This window comes from Campylobacter sp. 110 (assembly GCF_002383965.1).
Classification (GTDB): domain Bacteria; phylum Campylobacterota; class Campylobacteria; order Campylobacterales; family Campylobacteraceae; genus Campylobacter_D; species Campylobacter_D coli.
In genome coordinates this window covers 37051-60779 of sequence record NZ_NXBD01000021.1, presented here as the reverse complement: position 1 = coordinate 60779, position 23729 = coordinate 37051, and the positions used below count along the sequence as shown (strand labels likewise).

The 23729-nt window shown below is 31.5% G+C and carries 27 protein-coding genes; 15 read left to right on the top strand and 12 right to left on the bottom strand.

The window, feature by feature from the left end; all coding sequences use genetic code 11:
• Window positions 1–29: 29 nt before the first annotated feature.
• The 6 genes from BGS43_RS10300 to BGS43_RS02660 all read right to left on the bottom strand — a co-directional run bounded on the left by BGS43_RS10300 (window position 30) and on the right by BGS43_RS02660 (window position 3915).
• A complete protein-coding gene (locus tag BGS43_RS10300) occupies window positions 30–128 on the bottom strand; it encodes a hypothetical protein (protein ID WP_438356825.1) in 99 nt (32 codons plus the stop codon).
• Window positions 129–260: 132 nt separating this feature from the next.
• The gene (locus BGS43_RS10295) at window positions 261–491 is read right to left on the bottom strand and encodes a hypothetical protein (RefSeq protein WP_002822768.1); all 231 of its coding nucleotides are present in this window, start codon (window positions 489–491) and stop codon (window positions 261–263) included.
• A 261-nt stretch (window positions 492–752) separates the two neighbouring features.
• Window positions 753–1844: a chorismate synthase gene (gene aroC, locus BGS43_RS02675; RefSeq protein ID WP_002822764.1), complete on the bottom strand. Its 1092-nt coding sequence runs from the start codon at window positions 1842–1844 to the stop codon at window positions 753–755.
• Complete coding sequence (gene rnc, locus BGS43_RS02670) at window positions 1844–2518, bottom strand: ribonuclease III (protein ID WP_002826409.1); 675 nt, start codon at window positions 2516–2518, stop codon at window positions 1844–1846. Before rnc ends, aroC begins: the two co-directional genes overlap by 1 nt.
• Window positions 2505–2945 (bottom strand): ribonuclease HI, encoded by a 441-nt coding sequence (gene rnhA / locus BGS43_RS02665; protein WP_002792064.1) that lies wholly within the window; start codon window positions 2943–2945, stop codon window positions 2505–2507. The genes rnc and rnhA overlap by 14 nt, the downstream gene beginning before the upstream one ends.
• Window positions 2932–3915 carry a CDC27 family protein gene (locus BGS43_RS02660; RefSeq protein ID WP_002826407.1) on the bottom strand — a complete coding sequence of 328 codons (984 nt, stop codon included), beginning with the start codon at window positions 3913–3915 and terminating at the stop codon, window positions 2932–2934. Before BGS43_RS02660 ends, rnhA begins: the two co-directional genes overlap by 14 nt.
• A gap of 69 nt (window positions 3916–3984) precedes the next feature.
• Between BGS43_RS02660 and dnaG the strand changes: the two genes are divergently transcribed.
• The 13 genes from dnaG to BGS43_RS02595 all read left to right on the top strand — a co-directional run bounded on the left by dnaG (window position 3985) and on the right by BGS43_RS02595 (window position 16013).
• Window positions 3985–5802, top strand: a complete 1818-nt coding sequence (gene dnaG / locus BGS43_RS02655; protein WP_096568695.1) for a DNA primase — start codon at window positions 3985–3987, stop codon at window positions 5800–5802.
• Between the two features lie 81 nt (window positions 5803–5883).
• Complete coding sequence (locus BGS43_RS02650; protein WP_002858971.1) at window positions 5884–6156, top strand: NifU family protein; 273 nt, start codon at window positions 5884–5886, stop codon at window positions 6154–6156.
• Window positions 6143–6700: a hypothetical protein gene (locus BGS43_RS02645; RefSeq protein WP_002826403.1), complete on the top strand. Its 558-nt coding sequence runs from the start codon at window positions 6143–6145 to the stop codon at window positions 6698–6700. The genes BGS43_RS02650 and BGS43_RS02645 overlap by 14 nt, the downstream gene beginning before the upstream one ends.
• Complete coding sequence (locus BGS43_RS02640; protein WP_096568692.1) at window positions 6684–7967, top strand: UDP-N-acetylmuramoyl-L-alanyl-D-glutamate--2,6-diaminopimelate ligase; 1284 nt, start codon at window positions 6684–6686, stop codon at window positions 7965–7967. The genes BGS43_RS02645 and BGS43_RS02640 overlap by 17 nt, the downstream gene beginning before the upstream one ends.
• A 3-nt stretch (window positions 7968–7970) precedes the next feature.
• Complete coding sequence (locus BGS43_RS02635) at window positions 7971–8282, top strand: YbaB/EbfC family nucleoid-associated protein (protein ID WP_025398637.1); 312 nt, start codon at window positions 7971–7973, stop codon at window positions 8280–8282.
• Window positions 8279–9373, top strand: coding sequence for a PDZ domain-containing protein (locus BGS43_RS02630; protein ID WP_002870243.1), 1095 nt, complete (start codon window positions 8279–8281; stop codon window positions 9371–9373). Before BGS43_RS02635 ends, BGS43_RS02630 begins: the two co-directional genes overlap by 4 nt.
• Complete coding sequence (locus BGS43_RS02625) at window positions 9370–10215, top strand: polyprenyl synthetase family protein (protein WP_002826398.1); 846 nt, start codon at window positions 9370–9372, stop codon at window positions 10213–10215. Before BGS43_RS02630 ends, BGS43_RS02625 begins: the two co-directional genes overlap by 4 nt.
• A 9-nt stretch (window positions 10216–10224) precedes the next feature.
• Window positions 10225–12123, top strand: a complete 1899-nt coding sequence (tkt, locus tag BGS43_RS02620; RefSeq protein ID WP_057044748.1) for a transketolase — start codon at window positions 10225–10227, stop codon at window positions 12121–12123.
• 2 nt (window positions 12124–12125) lie between these two features.
• Window positions 12126–13241 (top strand): ABC transporter permease, encoded by a 1116-nt coding sequence (locus tag BGS43_RS02615; protein WP_025398634.1) that lies wholly within the window; start codon window positions 12126–12128, stop codon window positions 13239–13241.
• Window positions 13242–13964 (top strand): ABC transporter ATP-binding protein, encoded by a 723-nt coding sequence (locus tag BGS43_RS02610; protein ID WP_057032602.1) that lies wholly within the window; start codon window positions 13242–13244, stop codon window positions 13962–13964.
• Between the two features lie 2 nt (window positions 13965–13966).
• The gene (locus BGS43_RS02605; protein ID WP_096568689.1) at window positions 13967–14860 is read left to right on the top strand and encodes an MlaD family protein; all 894 of its coding nucleotides are present in this window, start codon (window positions 13967–13969) and stop codon (window positions 14858–14860) included.
• Window positions 14860–15462: an ABC-type transport auxiliary lipoprotein family protein gene (locus tag BGS43_RS02600; protein WP_052785116.1), complete on the top strand. Its 603-nt coding sequence runs from the start codon at window positions 14860–14862 to the stop codon at window positions 15460–15462. The genes BGS43_RS02605 and BGS43_RS02600 overlap by 1 nt, the downstream gene beginning before the upstream one ends.
• Window positions 15463–15512: 50 nt before the next feature.
• Window positions 15513–16013 carry a flagellar FLiS export co-chaperone gene (locus BGS43_RS02595; protein ID WP_002892084.1) on the top strand — a complete coding sequence of 167 codons (501 nt, stop codon included), beginning with the start codon at window positions 15513–15515 and terminating at the stop codon, window positions 16011–16013.
• Window positions 16014–16254: 241 nt separating this feature from the next.
• On the opposite strand, the gene map is transcribed toward BGS43_RS02595, so the two are convergent.
• From map to BGS43_RS02565, 6 genes are all read right to left on the bottom strand, one after another.
• Window positions 16255–17013, bottom strand: a complete 759-nt coding sequence (gene map / locus BGS43_RS02590) for a type I methionyl aminopeptidase (protein ID WP_096568686.1) — start codon at window positions 17011–17013, stop codon at window positions 16255–16257.
• Between the two features lie 9 nt (window positions 17014–17022).
• Window positions 17023–17766 (bottom strand): glutamate racemase, encoded by a 744-nt coding sequence (gene murI / locus BGS43_RS02585; protein ID WP_002826386.1) that lies wholly within the window; start codon window positions 17764–17766, stop codon window positions 17023–17025.
• A gap of 1 nt (window position 17767) precedes the next feature.
• Complete coding sequence (locus BGS43_RS02580; protein WP_002826385.1) at window positions 17768–18226, bottom strand: C40 family peptidase; 459 nt, start codon at window positions 18224–18226, stop codon at window positions 17768–17770.
• 8 nt (window positions 18227–18234) lie between these two features.
• Window positions 18235–19404, bottom strand: coding sequence for a Na+/H+ antiporter NhaA (nhaA, locus tag BGS43_RS02575; protein ID WP_002826383.1), 1170 nt, complete (start codon window positions 19402–19404; stop codon window positions 18235–18237).
• Window positions 19401–20549 carry a Na+/H+ antiporter NhaA gene (nhaA, locus tag BGS43_RS02570; protein ID WP_002826382.1) on the bottom strand — a complete coding sequence of 383 codons (1149 nt, stop codon included), beginning with the start codon at window positions 20547–20549 and terminating at the stop codon, window positions 19401–19403. The genes nhaA (BGS43_RS02575) and nhaA (BGS43_RS02570) overlap by 4 nt, the downstream gene beginning before the upstream one ends.
• Before the next feature lie 143 nt (window positions 20550–20692).
• Window positions 20693–20875, bottom strand: coding sequence for a putative motility protein (locus tag BGS43_RS02565; protein ID WP_002778846.1), 183 nt, complete (start codon window positions 20873–20875; stop codon window positions 20693–20695).
• 177 nt (window positions 20876–21052) lie between these two features.
• Here BGS43_RS02565 and BGS43_RS02560 point away from each other — a divergent pair, with 177 nt between their 5' ends.
• Together BGS43_RS02560 and BGS43_RS02555 are read left to right on the top strand one after the other, a co-directional pair.
• On the top strand, window positions 21053–23143 hold the full coding sequence (locus BGS43_RS02560) for an FTR1 family iron permease (protein ID WP_096568683.1): 2091 nt from the start codon (window positions 21053–21055) through the stop codon (window positions 23141–23143).
• A complete protein-coding gene (locus BGS43_RS02555) occupies window positions 23140–23679 on the top strand; it encodes an iron transporter (RefSeq protein WP_002778842.1) in 540 nt (179 codons plus the stop codon). Before BGS43_RS02560 ends, BGS43_RS02555 begins: the two co-directional genes overlap by 4 nt.
• Window positions 23680–23729 lie beyond the last annotated feature (50 nt).

Here is a 23729-nt window from a genome sequence, read left to right as displayed (position 1 = left end):
TGAATTTGCCTGTGCTAAGTGTAACCCCTTTAGGTATTTAAAAAAGCTGCTCCATTTACACTAAAACCATTTTCATTAGCAAAAATTAAATTAGCACTTTTTCCAAATACCTCAACAGCGCCATTGATATTAGAAGCTTGCTTACTTGAAATTTCATTTATAATAGTATTGGCATTTTGTTTTAAATTTGGATTTTTCCCTACCTATCCTCCAATTTGAGAATTTCCATCTTTTAAACTATTATTAAAAATTACTCCATCTTAGACACTGAATTCATCAAATTGATTGTGTGATACTCCATTTTGATTTGGGTTTTTGATATTAATTACATCAGTTTTATTGCTTGATTGCGTAAGATCTGTTGTTCTTGAAACAATAACATTACCATTTCTTTGACGCAAGTCTGCTGAGAACAATACGCAAGGAAATAAAGCACCAAGAAGTGTTAAATTCAACGATAAACGAACAATTTTCTTTTTATTAAATTCCATCAATCCCTCCTTGTAATATCTTTAACCATTTTAATATTAAAATAGTAATTTTTATCAATATTTTTAATTAATACTAAAAAAATCCTAAATAAAAATTCCTTTTTTACACACTTAAAATAAAAATAATATTAATTTGTTTTTTTAAACTTATCAAAATGTATAAAAAATATAAAGATTAAGTGTTAAAAAATTTATAAAAGAGACGATATGGAGTTAAATCTTTTCAAAATATTGCAAATTAAAGCCCAAAAATGGGCTTTATCATTTTTTTATCCCATAAGCATTTTTTAAATTGTTTAAATTCGCACTCGCATTCAAAAGCAAACAATCAGCCAAAACTAAACGCACCATAGCACTAGCTACAACACTTCCTCTAACACCTACACAAGGATCATGCCTACCTTTGAGTTCAAATTCCAAATTATTGCCAAATTTATCTATACTTTCTTGCTTGGAAAAAATAGAAGGAGTAGGTTTAAAATAAGTTTTTAAAATAAGATTTTCTCCATTTGAAATTCCTCCTAAAATTCCTCCGCTATGATTACTTAAAAATTCACCCCCTTTTAAAGCATCATTATTTTGCGAGCCTCGCATTTTACTCGCATTAATCCCCTCGCCTATCTCAACAGCTTTTACAGCATTAATCCCCATTAAGGCATGAGCCAATTTAGAATCTAATTTATCATAAAGCACTTCTCCAAGTCCTACAAGCATTCCCTTAGCTCTAGTATAAACAGAAGCACCCACACTATCTTTTGAGTTTCTAGCGCTTAAAATTTCTTTTTTAAATTCATCTTCTAAATTAGGATCTAAGCAAAAAATCTCACTTTGTTTTGCAAATTCAAAATCCAATTCTTCCTCTTTTAAATTTGAAACAAATCTTCCTACCCCAAAAACACCACTTTGAACACAAATACCAAATTCACGCAAAAGCATCGCTGCAACTGCACCACCAGCCACTCTAGCAACACTTTCCCTAGCACTTGATCTACCCCCACCCCTATGATCTCTTATGCCATATTTATAAAAATAAGTAAAATCCGCATGAGCGGGACGAAATAGATCTTTTAAATTATCATAATCCTTAGAATGGGCATTTTCATTAAAAACCACTATAGCTATGGGATGACCCGTTGTATATCCTTCAAAAACCCCGCTTAAAACCTGAGCTTTATCGCCTTCTTTTCTTGGAGTTGCAAATTTGCTCCCACCCTTGCGTTTATCAAGTTCGCTTTGCAAAAACTCTTCATCAAATTTAACCCCTGCAGGCATTCCATCAATCACGCAACCCACTGCCACTCCGTGGGATTCTCCAAAACTTGTAAATTTTAATCTTGTACCAAAAGTATTCACTATAAAGCTCCTAATTTTTCAAGTGTAATTTTTGCTGCCATTTGCTGTGCTTCTTTTTTGCTTCCTGCAATAGCTCTTGCAAGTTCTTTACCATCAAGCATTAAAGCAATTTCAAATTGCTTTAAATGATCAGGGCCAAAAGCACGCACGGTTTCGTATTGTGGGGTTTGTCCTAATTTTGCTTGTGTAATTTCTTGCAGTTTTGTTTTATAATCTTTAATGAGATTTTTTGCATCAATTTGTGGGAAGTTTTTTTCTATAAGCTTTAAAGCGATATTTCTTGCAAAATCAAATCCCGCTTCTAAATGTATAGCCCCCATAATCGCCTCTAAGGCATCAGAAAGTATAGAAGGCTTTTCTTTACCTCCATTGTTTTCTTCAGCCGCGCTCATAAAAATAAAATCGCCCAAATTTAAACTATTTGCGATCTTTGCAAAAGATTTTTCATTGACCAAAGCCGCTCTTAATTTTGACAAATCCCCCTCAGCGTCTTTAGCAAATTTATGAAAAAGATATTCGCCCACGACTAAATCAAGCACCGCATCGCCTAAGAATTCCAAACGCTCATTATTGTAAGGTTTTTTAAAACTTTTATGAGTTAGAGCATGGATTAAAAGATCTTTATCTTTGAACTTATAGGCTAATTTTTGTTCTAATAATTCAATATTTTTCATCATTTTCCCTTGCAATTTTTAAAGCGGCTTCGCGTGCTAAAGTATCACACCTTTCATTTTCTAAATGCCCATTATGTGCTTTTATCCAATAAGCTTTTATCTTATGAGGTTTTGCCACATCGATATATTCTTTCCATAAATCTACATTTTTTTTACCTTTAAAATCTTTTTTTATCCAAGCTTCTAGCCATTCATTAATACTTTGAACCATCAAATTAGAGTCTGTAAAAAGTGAAATTTCACAAGGTTCTTTTAAGGCTTTTAAAGCTTCGATAATCGCTTTTAATTCCATTCTATTGTTTGTAGTATTAGCTTGCGCCCCAAAACCTTCTTTTTGATGTTGATTATAGCGTAAGATATAAGCCCATCCTCCAAAACCTGGATTTTTAAGGCAAGAACCATCAGTATAAATTTCAATATGTCTCATTATTTTTCACTTCATAAATAATTTGACAAGTATTAAATTCATAACAAACAGGGCAATGATAAAAAAACAAAGGCATTACGCTTTTGCATTCTGTGCAACGATATGAAAATTCAAGCCTTGCTTTAAAGGAATTTTCTTTCAAAATTTTTAGCATTTTAAAATTAGAATTTTTAAAATTTACATCTTTAGACTCTTCATCCTCTATCAAACCCAAGGCATAAAAAAATTCAAAATATTCTTTATTTTGTAGATTAAAAGCTTTATTTTCTTTATAAAGCAAATCACAAATACTTGAAAAATCTTGATTTAAAAAAATATGATATTTTTCAAAAACCAAGCGTCCTAGCATAGGATTATTGTCTATTTGTAGTTTTAAAATATGCTCTTTTTTTTCTTCATCACTTAAACTAGAAGCAAGAAAATCCAAAGCTTTTAAAAATTCTTTTTCCTCTTGCACATTTTCTCCAAGCTCAAACAAACAGCCCAAAAGCTCTAAATTTTCCTTATATTTTCTTAATTTAAGATAAACAATTTTTAAAAGCTTTAGGGTTTGTATATTTCTGGGTCGAATTTTTAAAGCTTGCAATAAAACTTCCTTTGCGCGCTCTAAAAACCCTGCTTTAAAATATACTTTTGCCAATGCAAAAAAGATAAATTCACGCTCTTGCTTATCCTTACTTTTTTCAAGGGCGATAAGATAAATTTGCGTGGCTTTTTCAAATTCACCACTTTTGGTAAAAATTTCGGCCAAAAAACTCAAATTTCCAAAACTCAAACCCTCATTTCTTAACAAATCTTTGTGGATATTATCCATCTCAAATTTCTTAATAAATTTTTCAAGCTTTTGTTCTTCATCTTTGCTCGCAAATACTTTCCAAATATAATTTGCCACAGCTACAACGAAGATTAAAACAGTTAAAATTATAAGTCCCACTAAGGGATCTCTGTATTCTACGAAGAAAAAATCCATCATCCTGCTCTAAAAATTTTATGCCAAATTATAGCTAAATCTTTGTATAATTTTATTTAAGGTTTTAAAATGATAACTAAAGAAAGTATAGAAAATTTATCCCAAAGACTTAATATTGTTGATATTATTGAAAATTATATAGAAGTAAAAAAACAAGGCTCTAGTTTTGTGTGTATCTGTCCTTTCCATGCAGATAAAAACCCGTCTATGCATATCAATCCTACCAAAGGTTTTTATCATTGTTTTGCTTGCAAAGCTGGTGGAGATGCTTTTAAATTTGTAATGGATTACGAAAAATTAAGCTTTACTGATGCGGTTGAAAAAATTGCAAATCTTTGTAATTTTACTCTAAGTTACACCAAAGAGAAAAATGAAAATAAAAAAGAATTAAGAACTATACTGCCTAGCTTAAATGCTTATTTTAAATCCAATCTCAAACACCATAAAGAAGCTTTGGATTATCTGTATAAAAGAATGCTAAATGATCAAGATATAGCCAAATTTGAATTAGGTTTTGCAGGCTCAAGCGAAGACAGCATAAGATTGTTTCATAACGAAAAAATCCCTTTAGAAGATGCTATGAGTGTGGGTGCTTTAAAAAAGGATGAAAATAATGAATTTTATGCAAGTTTTATATGGCGTATCACTTTTCCAATTTATGATCATAAAGACTTATTGGTAGGTTTTGGGGGACGCACTTTAAATCCTAATGTTGCAGCAAAATATGTGAATTCTCCTCAAAATATATTATTTGATAAAAGTAGAATTTTTTATGCTTTTAATATAGCTAAAGAAAATATAGCCAAAAAAAAAGAAATGATAGTATGTGAAGGCTATATGGATGCTATAGCTTTTCATAAAGCAGGGTTTAACAATGCTGTAGCAGTTCTTGGAACAGCATTAACCGAACATCATTTACCCTTAATCCGCCGTTATGATGCAAAAGTGATTTTATGTTTTGACAATGATGAAGCAGGATTAAAAGCTGCGACACGATCTGCATTTTTATTAAGCACAAACAAAATAGACGGTAAAGTGGCAATTTTGCAAGGTGGAAAAGATCCTGCCGAGCTCATAGCAAAAAATGAAAGCACAAAACTCTATAATATACTCGATGAAGGAATAGAGCTTGGTGAATTTTATATCAGACGCTTAATATCCACTCATTCCATAATTTCTGCTCTTGACAAACAAAAAGCTTTAGAAACTATACAACAATTCACCTTTAATCTTGAACCTTTAGTGGCAAATTCTTACACTAGTCTAGTTTCAAATTTATTAAAAGTGGATGAAAAATTTATTGTCTTATCACAAAATTCAAAAAAAACCATACAAACCCCTTTAATTTCTCAAAATAAATACAATTTTCCTAAAGAAAAAATTCACATTGCAGAATTAGAACTTATAGCTTTTTTAAAACAGCATCCAGATATATGTAACGATTTTAAGCAAATTAGTGATAGTGTTTGTTTTAAGCATAAGATTTTATTGGATAAAATTTTAGAAAAAAAAGGTTATGAAGATAGCGATATTAGAGAATTTGAAAGTAAAAATATTCGAAAAAATTTAAACTATAGCGAATTCTTGTTAGGTATTTGTAAGGTTAATTTAGCTTTTTTAAACAATGTAAAAATTAAAAATTCTACACTCGCATTAAAAAAACAACTTTTTACACTTATTGATAAAAATTTAAATCTTTTAATTAAAAATTTAAATACCGAAGAATTAAATAATTTTTTAAAAGAATATTTAAGCTTCTTAAAATATGAAAAAAACGAAGAAATTCTCCAACAATCATTTAGAAACTTAAATGGAATTTTTGGTAACAAAAACTTTACAGCTTATGATTTAGGATTTAGCATACAAAATAATGACGAACCTTTTTAATTTATTTAAATTTCAAGCCTTAATTTACCTTTTTTTAAACACAATCACGCTAAAGTATATAAAAATTTTGAAGGATAAATTATGATGCCTTTTAGTGATGAAGAGCTTATAAATCCTGTTAAAGCAAGTTTAGAAAAGAGCTTGCCTATGCTTGAACGTGATGGCGGAGGGCTTGAATTTTTAGGAATTAAAAATGGGATCGTTTATGTCCATTTAATAGGAGCTTGTAAAGGATGCGCTTCAAGTGGAACAACGCTAAAATACGGTCTTGAAAGGCAACTTAAGATTGATATTCATCCAGAAATCACTATAATCAATTTAAATGGCGGAGCAGACGAATTTGCAAAATTATAAAAAACTTGGAATCGAGCATTTTTTACGCAAAGACTTTAAAACAGCAAAAATATATTTTTCTTTAGCTTATGAAAAACGCAAAAACAAACGCTTGTTTCATTTTATCACTCTTTGTGATCTAGCTTTAAAATCCCCAAAAGAAGCGTTATTACTTTTTGAATTTTATTTAGAACATTATCAAATTAAAAATATCGATAAAGATTTAGAAGAAATTTTAAGCACTATAGAGCTTAAAAATGAAAAAAGTACCGATGAAACAGAAAATGAAATTCAAGAAGCTCATACTTTAAACTACAAAGATTTTCTAAAAAGTGAAGAGCAAATCGGCTTTAAAAAGAGTTTTGAAAATATTATACATAGCACAAAATTAGTCATTGATAATCGTGATGATTTTTTAGATTTTTTGGAAAAATTACTTGATAATGGCTATAAAGATATGACTTTAAACTATATAGAAAGCGTTATGCCGCACTTTTGGGCAAATGATAGATTTATCAAACTCCAAGAAAAACTCATGGGATTTAAAAGTGAAATTAAAACTTGAAAATTCATTCATTACAGATAACACCTTAGAGTGTGAAAAAGAATGCTTTTTTTTGCAAACCACACAAAATGCTAAATTTCACGCTCAAGCCTTAGAAAAAGGTGCAAAAATCATTGATGTAAATGAGTGTAAAAAACTTTTAAAAATCGATGAAAAGATTCAAATCATAGGAATCACAGGAACCAATGGCAAAACCACAACCGCAGCAGCGATTTATTCTATCTTATTGGATTTAGGTTATAAGTGTGGGCTTTGTGGGACAAGAGGAGCTTTTATCAACGATGAGCAAATCGATGAAAAATCCTTAACCACCTCCCCTATTCTTAAAACCTTAGAATACCTACAAATAGCCACTCAAAAAAAATGTGATTTTTTCATCATGGAAGTAAGCTCACACGCCTTAATTCAAAACCGCATCGAAGGCTTAAATTTTGCTGCTAAAATTTTTACTAACATTACTCAAGATCATTTAGATTTTCACGGTACTTTTGAAAATTATAAAGAAGCAAAAGAACTTTTTTTTACCGATGAGAGTTTAAAATTTATCAACAAAGATGCTTTGGCTATTAAATTTAATGTGCGTAATGCTTTTACTTATGGCATAGAAAATCCTGCTTTATATCAAATCAAAGCTTATTCTTTAGAAGAAGGCATTAGTGCTATTGTAACAAATAAAAATCAAACTTTTCACATAGACTCGCCCTTGCTAGGACTTTTTAATCTTTACAATCTTCTAGTTGCTAGTGCTTGTGTGAATGAACTCGTAAAGCCTGATTTAAAAGACTTGGAAAAAGCTATCAGTGGATTTGGCGGGGTTTGTGGCAGGATAGAACAAGTAGCAAAAGGCGTGATTGTAGATTTTGCTCATACGCCTGATGGCATTGAAAAAGTGCTTGACACTCTTAAAAATAAAAAACTCATCGTTGTTTTTGGAGCAGGTGGAGATAGAGATAAAACCAAACGCCCTTTAATGGGAAAAATCGTCGAACATTTTGCAAAAATTGCTATCATTACAAGTGACAATCCACGCAGTGAAGAACCAAAAACCATCATGGAAGAAATTTTATCAGGCTTTACTAAAAAAGAAAAAGTTTTAATGTTAGAAGATAGAAAAGAAGCTATAAAAAAAGCTTTAGAACTAAAAGAAAATGACGATTTAGTCGTTATTTTAGGCAAAGGTGATGAAACTACTCAAGAAATTAAAGGGATAAAATATCCTTTTAGTGATAAAGTAGTTGTTAATGAAATTTTAAAAAATCAAGGATAATCAATGTTTGAAAATATGGATTTTTCTAAAATGGGAGAACTTTTAAATCAAGTTCAAGAAAAAGCAAAAAATATAGAACTAGAACTTGCAAATCGTGAATTTAGCGCCAAAAGTGGAGCAGGACTTGTTAAAGTAAGTGCCAATGGAAAGGGTGAAATTATCGATATTAGCATTGATGATTCTTTACTTGAAGATAAAGAATCCTTGCAAATTTTACTTATTTCTGCAATTAATGATGTTTTGGCTATGGTTGCGCAAAATCGTTCAAGTATGGCGAATGATGTTTTAGGCGGTTTTGGAGGTATAAAATTATGAAAAAAATTTTAATTATTTGCATGCTTTTTACTTTGTCTTTTGGTATAGAAAGACCTAAATTTGAAGATTTTTTAGCAGGTTATGAAAGAAATAAGGCAAGCATGCTCAACTATGAAGGAATGCCAGCTTTTGCACTCAGTGAAAATTTACTTGCTGTGTTAAAACAGCCTAATGCTAAGCTTAACAAATATGTAAAATACGATCCATTTTTAAATTTATATCTTGTAAGAACTGACTTTAGCCTAATCCCTACTCCTATGGGTGATGAAGAAAAACTTACTCGTAATGATTGGGTTGGAATTTGGGATCCTAATAAACCTTATATAGGGCATATTAAGTATTTAGCTCAAAATATTGACGAAAAAGATCAACTTGATTTTAATTCTAAAATAGGACTTTTAGGGACTCCATGCTGTGAAATGATGGGGATTGCTTTAAATAATAGCTCTTTTATAGGCAATCGCTATTTAAAACATTTTATGAAATATAATGATGTTTATTGGGGAGATATTGGCGTTGATTTTGTTGTTCGAGAAAATAAAATTTATGTTAACAATGTAAGAAAAAATCCACAATTTTTAATCAATGATCAAGTTATAAGTGTTGATGGCTTACCCGCCAATGATTTAAGAAAACTCAATGAAAAAATTCTTTTTGCAGATCGCGGAAGCACTCTTTATTTTCAAGTGTTGCGTGATAATATGGATTTAAATATTTCTACTGAAGTTTTTGCAAAAGATTTGAGCAAATTTAACCTTCCTGATTCTAAACCAAAACCAAAAATTACAAATTTCACAAGCAATCTTGGTTTAACGGTTAATACTAGTCTTGTTGTAACCAAAATAGATCCAAAATCAAAAGCATCAAATGCAGGATTTATGGTAGGAGATAAAATTTTACGCGTTAATAATATTATTTTAAATAATTTTAAAGAATTACAAAATATTTTAAGTGCTGGTAATGACTTTAGCATCTTAATTGAACGCAAAAGTACTAAATTACCTTTATCAAATTTCAACAATGAACTAGGCGGAAATGCCAACTCAGGTGGCGATGGTAAATTTCAATTTTTCATAAGGCTTACTAAGTGAATTTAAAAGAACTTTTTATCCATCACTTAGAAAAAAATCTACCTAAAGTTGAAAGCTTTCATCCTTTTTTTAATGAAGCTTTAGCACTTATGTTAAAAGCGGGGGGAAAGCATTTTCGCGCACAATTGCTTTTAAGCGTAGTACAAAGCAATAAACCTGAACTTTTAAATCAAGCTTTAGATGTGGCTTTAGCTTTGGAGTTTATCCATACTTATTCACTCATACACGATGATTTACCCGCTATGGATAATGCGGACTTTAGACGAGGAATTCCAACCTTACACAAAAGCTACGATGAAACTACAGCCATCTTAGTGGGCGATGCTTTAAATACTGAAGCTTTTTTAGTTCTAAGTCATGCTCATTTAAAAGATGAAATCAAAATCAAACTCATCAAAACCCTTGCTTTTAATGCAGGACTTAATGGAATGGTTATAGGACAAGCTATTGATTGTTTTTTTGAAGACAAAAGACTGAGTTTAAATGAACTTGAGTTGTTGCATACACATAAAACCGCAAGATTAATCGCCGCAGCTTTAAAAATGGGTTGTGAAATTTGCGAACTTAATAACGAAGAAAGCAATCAAATTTACAAACTTGGTTTGAAATTAGGACTGATTTTTCAAATCAATGATGATATTATCGATGTAACTACAAGTCAAGAACAAAGCGGAAAGCCTGCTAATAACGATACTCATAAAAATTCTTTTGTCAATTTGCTTGGACTTGAACAAGCTATAAAAACAAAAGAAAATCTTCTTAGTGAATGCGAACAAGACTTAGAAAAACTCAATGAAAAACTCGCACAAATGATACAAAATTTAATAATTCAATACTTATAAAGGCAAACAATGGACATTCAAATTTTACAAGAACAGGCAAATACTTTAAGATTTTTAAGTGCAGATATGGTGCAAAAGGCTAATTCAGGTCACCCGGGTGCACCTTTAGGAATGGCTGATATTTTAACGGTTTTAAGTTATCATCTTTCTCATAATCCCAAAAATCCAACTTGGCTAAACCGCGATAGGCTTGTGTTTTCAGGCGGACATGCCAGTGCTTTGCTTTATAGCTTTTTGCATTTAAGTGGATATGATTTAAGTTTAGAAGATCTTAAAAATTTCCGCCAACTTCATTCAAAAACTCCAGGCCATCCTGAAATTTCAACTCTTGGAGTAGAAATCGCTACAGGCCCTTTAGGACAAGGCGTTGCCAATGCTGTAGGCTTTGCTATGGCAGCTAAAAAAGCTCAAAACTTACTAGGAAAAGAATTAATCAATCACAAGGTTTATTGTCTTTGTGGAGATGGGGATTTACAAGAAGGAATTTCTTATGAAGCGTGTTCTTTAGCAGGGCTTCATAAGCTTGATAATTTAATCATCATCTATGATAGCAATGAAATTTCTATCGAAGGAGATGTAAGCTTAGCCTTTAATGAAGATGTAAAAATGCGTTTTGAGTCGCAAGGTTTTGAAGTTTTAAGTATCAATGGACACGATTATGAAGAAATCAATAAAGCCTTAGAACAAGCTAAAAAATCCACAAAACCTTGTCTTATCATCGCAAAAACAACCATAGCAAAAGGCGCAGGAGAGCTTGAAGGAAGTCACAAAAGCCACGGCGCACCTTTGGGCGAAGAAGTGATTAAAAAAGCCAAAGAACAAGCAGGTTTTGATCCAAATATCAGTTTTCATATCCCACAAGCAAGCAAAATCCGCTTTGAAAGTGCTGTAGAACTTGGGGATTTAGAAGAAGCAAAATGGAAAGATAAGCTTGAAAAAAGTGCTAAAAAAGAACTTTTAGAAAGGTTATTAAATCCTGATTTTAACAAAATAGCTTATCCTGATTTTAAAGGAAAAGATCTTGCTACAAGAGATAGTAATGGTGAAATTTTAAATGTTTTAGCTAAAAATTTAGAAGGATTTTTAGGTGGAAGTGCGGACTTAGGCCCTTCGAATAAAACAGAACTTCACAGTATGGGAGACTTTGTAGAAGGTAAAAATATCCATTTTGGTATCAGAGAACACGCTATGGCAGCGATTAACAATGCTTTTGCAAGATATGGAATTTTCTTACCATTTTCGGCAACTTTTTTCATCTTTAGCGAGTACTTAAAACCTGCAGCTAGGATAGCAGCTTTAATGAAAATCAAACATTTTTTCATTTTCACACATGATAGCATAGGCGTTGGCGAAGATGGACCAACACACCAACCTATAGAACAACTTAGCACTTTTAGAGCTATGCCAAATTTTTTAACCTTTAGACCTGCTGATGGGGTGGAAAATGTCAAAGCTTGGCAAATAGCCCTAAATGCTGATATTCCGAGTGCTTTTGTGCTTTCACGCCAAAAACTTAAGGCTTTAAATGAACCTGTTTTTGGTGATGTAAAAAACGGGGCGTATTTACTTAAAGAAAGTAAAGATGCTAAATTTACGCTTTTAGCAAGCGGAAGTGAGGTTTCTCTTTGCTTAGAAAGTGCAAATGAATTAGAAAAACAAGGCTTTGCTTGTAATGTAATCTCCATGCCTTGCTTTGAACTCTTTGAAAAGCAAGATAAAGCTTATAAAGATAGGCTTTTACAGGGTGAAGTTATAGGGGTTGAAGCAGCACATTCTAATGAACTTTATAAATTTTGCGATAGGGTTTATGGCATAGAAAGTTTTGGAGAAAGTGGTAAAGATAAAGATGTATTTGAGCATTTTGGTTTTAGCACTCCACAAATTTTAAATTTCATTCTTAATAAGTAAATATGGGTGCAAATTTCAAATTTCAAAAAGAAGAAAATAAAGTTTTTATTTTTGGAATTTGGGATAAAACGAGTGTGTCTAAGATTAAAATCAAAGATCTATTGAGCCAAATTTCTCAAACAAATTGTATTTTTGATTTTAGTCAATTAAATGAAATCGATATGGCTGGAGTGAGATTTTTTCTTGCTCTAGAGCATGATTTGAAAAAAAACGATATCTTGATTTTAAGACAGGGATTAAACACACGCTTTAAAAGCCTTTTTGAGCTTTGTGAAAAAAACTATCAAAGAATTAATGAAAAACAAGAGAAAAAATTCAATTTTACAGACTTTTTTATTTCTTTAGGAATTTTAAGTTTTGATCTTTTAAAGATTTTGCAAAAATTTATCAGCTTTACAGGTGCTTTTTTTACCAGTCTTTTTTTATGTATAAAAAATCCTAAAAATTTCCGCTTTATATCTTTTTTATATCATATTGAAAATTCAGCTTTTAAAGCCTTACCTATTGTTATTTTAACCGCTCTTTTAGTCGGGGTTGTGCTTGCATATCAAGCTGCTTATCAGCTTGCACAATTTGGAGCTAATATTTTCATAGTAGATTTAGTAGGAATTTCAGCCACTAGAGAACTTGCTCCTTTAATTGCCGCGATAGTCATAGCAGGTAGAAGTGCAAGCTCTTATACGGCACAAATTGGGGTCATGAAAATCACAGATGAGATCAATGCTATGAATACCATGGGCTTTCGCTCTTTTGAATTCATCATCATCCCGCGGGTCATGGCTTTAGTTATTGCCATGCCTTTAATCGTTGCCTTAAGCGATGCAATCAGCATATTAGGAGGAATGGTAGTAGCAAAAATAAATCTTGATATATCCTTTGGAGAATTTTTAAGGCGCTTTAGGGAAGCTGTGGAAATGAAACATATCATCATAGGGCTTGCAAAAGCTCCTATTTTTGGTTTTTTAATAGGACTTATTGCTTGTTTTCGTGGTTTTGAGGTAAAAAACACTACACAAAGTATAGGAATTTATACAACAAAAAGCGTTGTAAATGCTATATTTTGGGTAATAGCATTTGATGCTTTATTTTCTGTGGTTTTAACTATAATGGAAGTTTAAATGATTATAAAAGCGCAAAATATCATCACCCGATTTGGAAATAAAGTTGTCCACGATGGAGTAAGTTTCGAAATCAATAAAAATGAAATTTTTGGGATTTTAGGAGGAAGTGGAAGTGGTAAGTCCGTACTCTTAAAACAAATGTTAATGCTTGAGCATTTTGATGAGGGAGAATATGAAATTTTGGGCTTTAAGCTAAAAAATATTAGCGAAGAAGATGCCTTAGCACTGCGTAAAAAATGGGGTGTAGTATTTCAGTTTTCTGCACTTTTTAGCTTTTTTAGTGTTTATGAAAATATAGCTATCCCTCTTAAAGAATATACAAATTTAGATCCCATAGCTATAAAAGAACTGGTGTTGATGAAACTTAAAATGGTCGGATTAAATGAAAGTGTTTTAAAGCAGCTTCCAAGTGAGCTAAGCGGTGGTATGCAAAAAAGAGTTGCCATCGCTAGGGCTTTGGCTCTTGATAGCAAATTACTTTTTTTAGATGAACCAACTTCTGGACTTGATCCGCATAGCAGTCGTGAATTTGATGATTTGATACTAGAACTCAAACAAAGCTTTGATCTTAATATTGTTTTAGTAACACACGATAAAGAAAGTATGAAAAATCTGCTCGAGCGTTTTATCATCTTAGAAGATAAAAAAGTTGCCTTTTGTGGAAATTATGAGGAGCTAAGGGCACAAAATGAAAGATTGTTTAAAAGATTTATGGAGTAAAAGTGGAGAATAAAGCAAATTATTTTTTTGTAGGGCTTTTTGTTTTTGGAGTTTTTTTTGCTAGTATTGGTTTCATGCTTTGGCTTGGAGGATACTCAAAAGAAGAAAGTTTTGAATACTATGAAATTCATACACAAGAATCTGTTGCAGGCCTTGGAATCAAAGCTCCCGTAAGGCTTTTGGGAGTAGAGATAGGAAATGTGGAAAATATCAGTATTTATGATAAAGAAAATTTAGGGGTAAATATTTTAATTAAAATCAAAAAAGGAACCCCTATAAAAGAAGATACTTTTGCAACCTTACAACTTCAAGGCATCACAGGGCTTAAATTTATACAACTTCAAGGAGGCTCTAAAAACAGCCCAAGACTTCAAGCAAAAGGTGAAGAAGAATTTCCTGTGATTCAATTTAAAGAAAGTTTTTTTGCTGCTATAGATAGACAAAGTGAGCATATTTTTTCTTTAGTAAAAAGGGCAGATGATAAATCAAAAGAGCTTTTTAGTGATAAGAATATAAAGAATTTAGAAATACTTTTAAGCAATTTAGCACAACTTAGTACTACTTTAAATGAAAATTCTAAAGCATTAAGCCAAAATATCACAAATACTAGTCTAAAACTTGGAGAAATGGCGGATAATGTAAGTTTGAGCGCAAAAGGTTTTAACTCAAGCTTGAAAGATATTCAAGAAGGGGCTTTAGCTCTTAGTTCTTTTGCAAAAAAAGCCAATGTTAAACTTGATTCTTATGATGACTTACGACTTTCCCTAGAAGAAAATTTAGAACTCTTGAAAAAAGTACTTTTAGAAAGTAGTATTTTGATACAAAATTTACAAAAAAGCCCATCAGATCTGATTTTTAAGGAAACTCAACCTAAACTAGGACCAGGAGAAAAATAATGAAAAAATTCATACCCATAGCTATCTTAGTCTTTATATTTAACGCGTGTTCAGTTCCAACTAGCACTCTTGATAAAACGCAAAGCTTTATACTTAAAAATGATGAAATTCCCCTTCAGGCTGATTTTATTAAAAGCGATAAAATTCTTAAAATTCAAAATGCATCCTTGCCCTTGTATCTTCATTCAAGATCAATTGTTTATATACAAAAGGGTGTAAGTGGGACTTACGCACATCACTTCTGGGCGGATTTGCCCAACAATCTTTATCAATCCTTGCTGCTATCCAAATTTGAACAAAGTCAAATCTTTAAAGCCCTGCTTTCCCAAGGGAGCTCTGTGAGAAGTGATTATATACTTGAAAGCAGGATAGATTCTTTTGAACAAGTGGTTGATGAAAATGAAAATTATGTAAGCATTTCTATTAGTATAAATTTCATCGACGCAAAAGAAAGTAAAATCATCGCTCATCGCCTGTTTTCAATCAAAGAAAGGGTTAAAAAAATAGATATTTTTGATGTCTATCAATCCTTTGAAAAAGCTTTAAATTCTCTAGGAAATGAAATAGTTTTATGGATCAATGCCACACTTGATGAAAAATAGGAACACTTTTTGCTTTTTAAACCTTTAGCAATATTTTTGAAAGGTAAACAATGAAAAGTGATTTAGAAATATTTAAAAAACACTTAGGCGAAATTCAAGGTGTGAATGAATTTAAAGCAAATCAAATTTGCTCTCAAATCAATGATGCAAATGATTTTATAGGAGCGCTTCAAGTGCTTGATATGTCTTTAAAAAAAATAGAAAAAAGCATTCTAGAAAGAATAGATGAAAATTCAGATGATATGCAAAAAAGAACTCTTGATGCCACAGCATCACAACTTATACAAAACTGCTCTTTCATGGGAACAGCCCTTTTTGGAAATATTTTCAATGTTTATGTTGGTAAAAAACTTTTTGAATTTGAAATTGCTAATCCGCTTTTAATTCTTCAAACAAGTAATTACGAAGGTGTATTGGCCTATATACAAGATAAAAGAGATGAAATAAAAATCATTCTATCGGAGTTAGCAACCGCAATTACCATGGGCGAAACTATGGATAATACTGGAATTTATAACTCTACAATGGATTTTAAAAATTTATTTAAATAAGAATAGTAATCGTTTGTTCTCTTTAAGCAAATATAATATATTTTAGCTTAAAGAGATTTTCCAAACTCTAAAAGAGAGTTAGGCTACGAATAAAAAAGGGGGAGGGAAATAGCCTAACCCAAACGAGATCTTAAAAGATCTCTTTAAACTTAAATTATTAAAGAATATTAATACAATATTATTTAAAAAATTTTAAATTTTTAGGATTTTAAGAAAAAAATATTATTTTTATAATTTAATATCATATCATAGAAAGAATTTCAGCACGCCCATTAATCACAGCAACACAATGTTCATAATGAGCCGCATTAAGCCCATCAATACTTCCAGCATCCCATTTTCCATTATAATGCTTTGATGTTCCATCTTTTTGGCATATCATAGGCTCTATGCAAAACACCATTCCATTTTTAATTTTAGGGCCACTTTTTGCACTCGCACCTTTTTCTAAATAGTTTAAAATTTCAGGCTCTCCATGGGGCTTTCGTCCTATACCATGCCCGCAATATCCACGAAGCGGGACAAAACCTCTTGCATGGATAAATTCGCCTAAAGCAGCTGAAAGTTCCTTAAAACGCATTCCATCATGAATAATATCTATAGCATGGTATAACGCATCTTTAGCACAAGAGATTAAAGCTTTATCAGTGGGTGAAACTTCTCCTATAGCAATAGTTATTGCTGCATCCCCATAATATCCATCAATCAAACTTCCCACATCAAGACCTAAAATATCACCCTCTTTGATAATTTTATCATCTGGAATTCCATGGATGCAAACTTGATTTAAAGATGTACAAATGGCACCCGGAAAACCATAAAGTCCCTTAAATGATGGCTTGGCGCCAAGGCTTAAAATATAATCTTCTGCCATTTTATCAATTTGTTTTAAGCTCATTCCTATTTTAATTTCATTCTCTAAAAAATTTAAAGTTTTTGCTACAATTTGATTTGCTATTCTTAATTTTTCTATTTCATCTGGTTTTTTCAATTCTATCATTTTATTTCCTTATAAATTTAGCCAAATTTTAGCAGTATTTTTTAAAGATTCAACATCGCTTGAAGCATAAAAATGTAATTTTGCTTTATGATTTTTCAAATCTATATTTTCTCTTTCTTTAAGAAATTCAACTATAGCATCTCCTGAATGAATTAATTTTGTTTTATCACCAAAATACTTACTTAAAGAACGTCCTAGTAAAGGGAAATGAGTGCAAGCGAGTATCAAAGCATCTGGAGTTGTGATATTTTTAAAATAATATTCCATAGCACTTTGCAAAAAATCTCCTTCAAAAATACCTTCTTCAACCATAGGCACAAAAAGCCCTGTAGCTAAAGCATTTATATTTGTATATCCTTGAGATAATAAACGCTTTTGGTATTCTTCTGATTTAATGGTTGCTTTTGTCGCAATGACTAAAATTTCTTTATTTTTATCATGCAAAGCTTTTATCGTTGCTTCAACCCCTGCATCAATTACGCCATATACTGGAAAATGTGCTTTTGCTCTTAAAGCATCTAAAGCATAAGCACTAGCAGTATTACATGCAATGATAAGCATATCAATTTGAAATTGTTCAAAAAATTCCAATGCTTCAAGACAGAACTTTATAATAGTATCTTTATCTTTCACCCCATAAGGAACTCTTGCGGTATCTCCATAATAGATAATTTCATCAAAAAGCCTAGCTTCATAGAGAGATTTTAAAACACTAAGCCCTCCTACTCCGCTATCAAATACACCTATTTTCACTTTAATACCTTCTTGCTCCTATATAACGAGCCTTCCAATAAGAACTATTTAGCTCGACTTCTTTTACTCCACCTTTAGTAGATAAATGTATAAATTTTCCCTTGCTCATATAAATACCAACATGCATACCATTTGGCCCTCTACCTGTCTTAAAAAACACCAAATCTCCTGTTTGCAATTTTGATTTAGAAACTTTTCTTCCAGAACCTAATTGAGTTTTTGTAGTGCGAGGTATGCGTATATTAAGCTGAGCTAATGCGCTCTGTGTAAATCCTGAACAATCAGCACCTTTTTTACTAGTTCCACCTAAAACATAAGGGGTTTTTTTCCATTCATTTGCAATAACTTTGAGCCTTGCTTCTTTATTTGTGTTGTAACTAGGACGATAGTTTAGATTCTGATAAAAACTACATCCACTTATAAAAAATATAATCGTAATAATAAAAAAAATATGCCTCATCAATCCCCTTAAGATCGAGTAGTAAAGAATTTAAGATAAATAAAACCCCAAATCCCAGAACAAAATGAGGCTATAAGAATAGCTAAGTTATCTGCATAATTAAAAATATCACTAACTTCATACGCCAATCCATCAATAAACAAACTCATTGTAAAACCAATTCCTGTAAGTATGCAAACCCCATAAAGTTGTTTCAAATTTGAACCTTGGGGCAAAGCTGCAAATTTAAAGCGGATTGCCAAATAAGAAAATAAAAATACACCCACTTGTTTACCCACAAAAAGCCCCAAGAAAATACCTACACTTACACCTGAAAAAATTGCTCCTATATCGATATTGGATAAATTTACCCCAGCGTTAGCAAAAGCAAATAAAGGCAATATAACGAAAGCGAGCCAAAATTTTAGACTTTCATAGATTTCTTCTAAAAATGCTTCTCCATTTTTAGTTTGCATCGGTATAAAAAATGCTGTTATGATTCCAGCTAAAGTTGCATGCACACCACTTTTTAAAACACTAATCCAAAGAATAACTGAGCAAATAAAATAAAAAGACTTTCTTGTTATTCCTAAAATATTTAAAACAAGCATTGCCAAAATAGCAATTCCTGCAACGACAAAAGCAACTATTGATAATTTTGTCGTATAAAAAATAGCTATAATTAAAATAGCACCCACATCATCAAAAATAGCCAAAGAAAGTAAGAAAATTTTTAAACTTGATGGAATATGCTTGCCACACATCATTAAAATCGCTAAGGCAAACGCTGTATCTGTGGCTGTAGGTATAGCCCAACCTTTTAAAGTATAAGCATCTCCTATATTTACCAAAGCAAACAACATCGCAGGTATAAGTATACCCCCTAAAGCAGCCATAAAAGGTAAAACAATATTTTTAGGATTTTTAAAATCCCCGTGCAAAAATTCCTTTTTAAGCTCAAGCCCTATAGCAAAGAAAAATATAGATATAAGCCCATCATTTATCCAAAGTAAAAAAGGCTTATTAAGCTCAAATTCACCTACACTAAATCCGACTTTTAAATTTAGAAATTCTCGATAATGTTCGCTAAAAGATCCATTTTGCACAAGCAAAGCAAGCAAAGTGCAAACTATAAGTAAAACGCCGCCAAAAGCCTCGTTTAAAACTAAAGTTTTTAATTTATGTACTATATTATTCATTTAACAATCTTAAGATAAATAAAACCAACAATGGCACTTAAAAAACTAGCTACTAAAATAGCAAGTTTATCCGCATATTCAAAAATATCACTATTTTTATAAGCCAAACCATCAATAAACAAGCTCATCGTAAAACCGATGCCTGTTAAAATACATATACCATAAAATTTTCCATATTTAATATTTTCAGGTAGTTTTGCAAGCTTAAGTTTGATAGCAATAAAACAAAAAGTAAAAACACCTAGTTGCTTTCCTAAAAATAATCCTAGAATAATTCCAAGGCTTACAGGCGAAAATACCGAACCAAGATGCATATCTCTGATATCAATCCCAGCATTAGCAAAAGCAAATAAAGGCAAGATAAAATAAACCACCCAAGGATTTAAATCCTTAAGAACTTCATGCAAATAAGGTTTTTTATTTTTTGTATCAAGTGGTATAAATAAAGAAATGATCACACCAGCCAAAGTTGCATGCACTCCACTTTTAAGCATAGCTATCCACAACACAACACCTACTAACACATACAAAGAAAGATGGGTGATGTGATAATAGTTTAACAAAAGTAGAGCAAATATACAAAACAAACAAATAATAATTGCTAAAGCTGAAAGCTGATCTGTATAAAACAAAGCAATAATAACAATGGCACCCAAATCATCAAAAATAGCTAAAGAGAGTAAAAAAAGTTTTAAACTTGTAGGAATTTTATTTCCCAAAAGCATTAAAATACCCACTGCAAAAGCTATATCAGTTGCTGTAGGTATTGCCCAACCTTTCATAGCAAAATCATGGGAATAATTAATAGCAATAAAAATTAAAGCCGGAGTAATCATACCCCCTAAAGCTCCAAATATAGGTAAAGATACAGCTCTTATATTTTTAAGTTGCCCACGTAAAATTTCATATTTTAACTCAAGCCCTATACATAGAAAAAATATAGCTATCAAACCATCATTTATCCATAAATCCAACGACTTTGAAATTTGAAAATGTTCAAATCCTACTGTAAAATTAGCATGAAAAAAATCTGTATAAATAACACTTAAAGAAGAATTTTTACATAATAAAGCTAAAAATGTAAAAAATATAAGCAAAATACCAGGGAAAGTCTCACTTAAAACCATCTTCTTTATCATTTGCATCCTTGCTCCTAAGTAAATATTTGTAAAAATTTAATACGATAAATAAATATGGTAAAATTATAACGAAAAAATACTAAAGAAATAATTATTTGAAAAAACAAGCCCAAGATACCAAAAAGTTCTTAAGCTTGTTCTTAAGATATTTAAGCGTAAATATCCAAACCACTAGAGCTAGAAGTTTGCAAAGCAGAAGCCCCCGATGCACTCTCCATACCTTTGATAAGCTCATTCATCAACACTTCATTTGTATCCATTGATTTTTTCAAAACTGAAGTATTTACCGCTGTTAATAAATTAGCATTACTCATAGTTGCGTCTGAAATCATAACACCCTCCTAAGTATAATTTATGTATGAAGACTTGAGTAGTATCGGAAAAAATTTTAAACACTTAACCCTTTAAATTCGATAAAAATAATTTTTATTTTTGTTTAATATGGTTTGTATTATACTTCTATCAATATTGATAATAAATATTATTTTTTATATTTTTTAAGGAAATGTATGAAATTTTTTAAAATTTTGTTTTTTCTCTCTATGCTCTTTCTAGCAAATTCAGTTTTTGCTAGAGTTGATGATTATGTAGCAGAAGCTAATACTATTAAAAATATATTAGAAGAGAGTATAAAAAGCTATGAAAAGGGCGATAATTTAAAGGCTAAAAAGCTTAGCGAAGATGCGTATTTTCAACATTTTGAAAATATGGAAGGCCTAATAGGAAGAAACATAGGAAGAAAAGCTATCACTATGGAACGTAAATTTGTAAATTTGCGTCGCATGTATAAAGATGAAGCTCCTTTGACACAAATTAATGCTTTAATTGATAGTCTTTATTATGATCTTGATGAAGTAGCTCCGATTTTACAAAATGGATATCGTTTAAAAGCAGAAGCAAGCGATATAAACTATAATAAGGCTAAAGCTGAAAAATCAAGCCTAGAAGCCAATGCCAAACGCGAAGCTGATGCAGAAGCTTTAATCGCACAAATGATGGGTGTGGATAAAAAAGATTTAGCACAAAGCTCTTTAACCACCCAAGCTCCTATACCTATAAATAATGATACAAGCAAACTTACAGATGATAATGCAAGCGCTGATTTACAAGCTGCCGCTGCAATGGACGCAAGATTGCAATTTATACTAGATAATATCTCTACCAAATTTTCACAGGCAGCTAATGCTTTTAAAGAAAAAAACTACCAAACTAGTAAAGATTTTTTAAATGATGCCTTATTTAGTGATTATCGCAATACCAAAGTAGAAATTTTAGTAAACAAATTTACCAAAGCAGGAAACGATCAAAAAATTCAACAAGCCATACGCACCCTTATACGCCAAATCAACGATGCAAAAATAGATGAAAAAGGCTTAAGAGATGGCTTAGATAACATAGAAGAACAAATTTTTGATGTTTTCTTACAAATTCCAAATTCAGAACTTTCACGTTTGCAAATTTCAGGCTTTAATGATGAAACAAAAGGCAAAGATTATGCCAAAGTTTCTAATGATATCAAACTTGCTTTAGATGAAATTTTAAAAAATTATGATGGCTTTAGCACTTCTATGGTAGATGATTTACAAGGAATTTATCTAGATATTTTTGAAGCAAGCGGTATGGAAAATAAAATCGGTGCTGTAGATAGTGGCTTAAAACTTAAAATAGAAAGTTTATTTTCCAAAGGCGTGGCACTGATTAAAGCAAGTGCAGATAAAAAAGAGTTTGAAGCTACTTTTAATGACTTAGAACAACTCATAGCCAGCAGCGTGGATAAAATTCAAGATTCTACTCCTTATTCGCTGTTTATATGGGCTTTAGGTATTATTTTGCGTGAAGGCTTGGAAGCTTTGATTATCATTGTAGCCATTGTTTCTTATCTTGTGCAAAGTGGCAACAAAAATCGTCTAAATATCGCCTATAGTGCTCTTTTTACAGGAGTGATTTTAAGTTTTATTACCGCTTTTGGAGTTTCTTGGCTATTTAAAGAAAATGCAGGTCAAAGTAGAGAGCTTATAGAAGGTATTACCATGCTTATAGCCGTATTACTACTCTTTTATGTGGGCTTTTGGCTACTTTCAAACGCACAAAATAAAAAATGGACAAGCTTTATCAAACAAGGTGCTATAGATGCTATATCAAACAATAGTGCAAAAACCCTTTGGATCACCGTATTTTTAGCTGTTTATAGAGAAGGTGCAGAAACTGTGCTTTTTTATCAAGCCTTGCTTTTTGATGCTAAAACAAGCACTGATTTTGGTGCTGTTTTTGGCGGACTTGGACTTGGAATTTTAATACTTATTGTTTTATATTTTCTTTTAAAAGCAGGAGCCATTCGCATACCTGTAAAACAATTTTTCTATATCACTTCTTACATTATTTTTTACATGGTTTTTGTTTTTACAGGCAAAAGCATAGCCGAACTCATAGAAGGAAAAGTCATCATTCCTAGTCTTATACCTATGAATTTTGAACCGATTTTATGGCTTGGAATTTATCCTTACTATGAAACTTTAATCCCTCAATTTATAGTTTTAATTATGCTAATTATTGGCATTTTAATAACAAAACAAATTTCAAAAAAAGGAGTAAAATCATGATAAAAAAAGTTTTATCAGTAGTTGCTGCAGCTGCGGTTATTAGTACAAATTTATTTGCAGGCGAAGTGCCGATCGGCGATCCAAAAGAACTTAATGGCATGGAAATAGCCGCTGTTTATTTGCAACCTATCGAAATGGAACCAAGGGGTATTGATTTGGCTGCATCTTTAGCAGATATTCACCTAGAAGCTGACATTCACGCACTTAAAAACAATCCAAATGGTTTTCCAGAAGGTTTTTGGATGCCTTATTTAACTATAGCTTATGAACTTAAAAATACTGACACAGGTGCAATTAAACGTGGAACTTTGATGCCTATGGTGGCTGATGATGGTCCTCACTATGGTGCAAATATTGCTATGGAAAAAGATAAAAAAGGTGGCTTTGGCGTAGGAAATTATGAACTTACTTTTTATATCTCAAATCCAGAAAAACAAGGTTTTGGACGCCATGTTGATGAAGAAACAGGTGTGGGTAAGTGGTTTGAACCTTTTAAAGTAGATTATAAATTCAAATACACAGGCACGCCAAAATAATTTTACGCTCGGATTTTCCGAGTGTTTGAATATTTTTATTTTTATTTGAA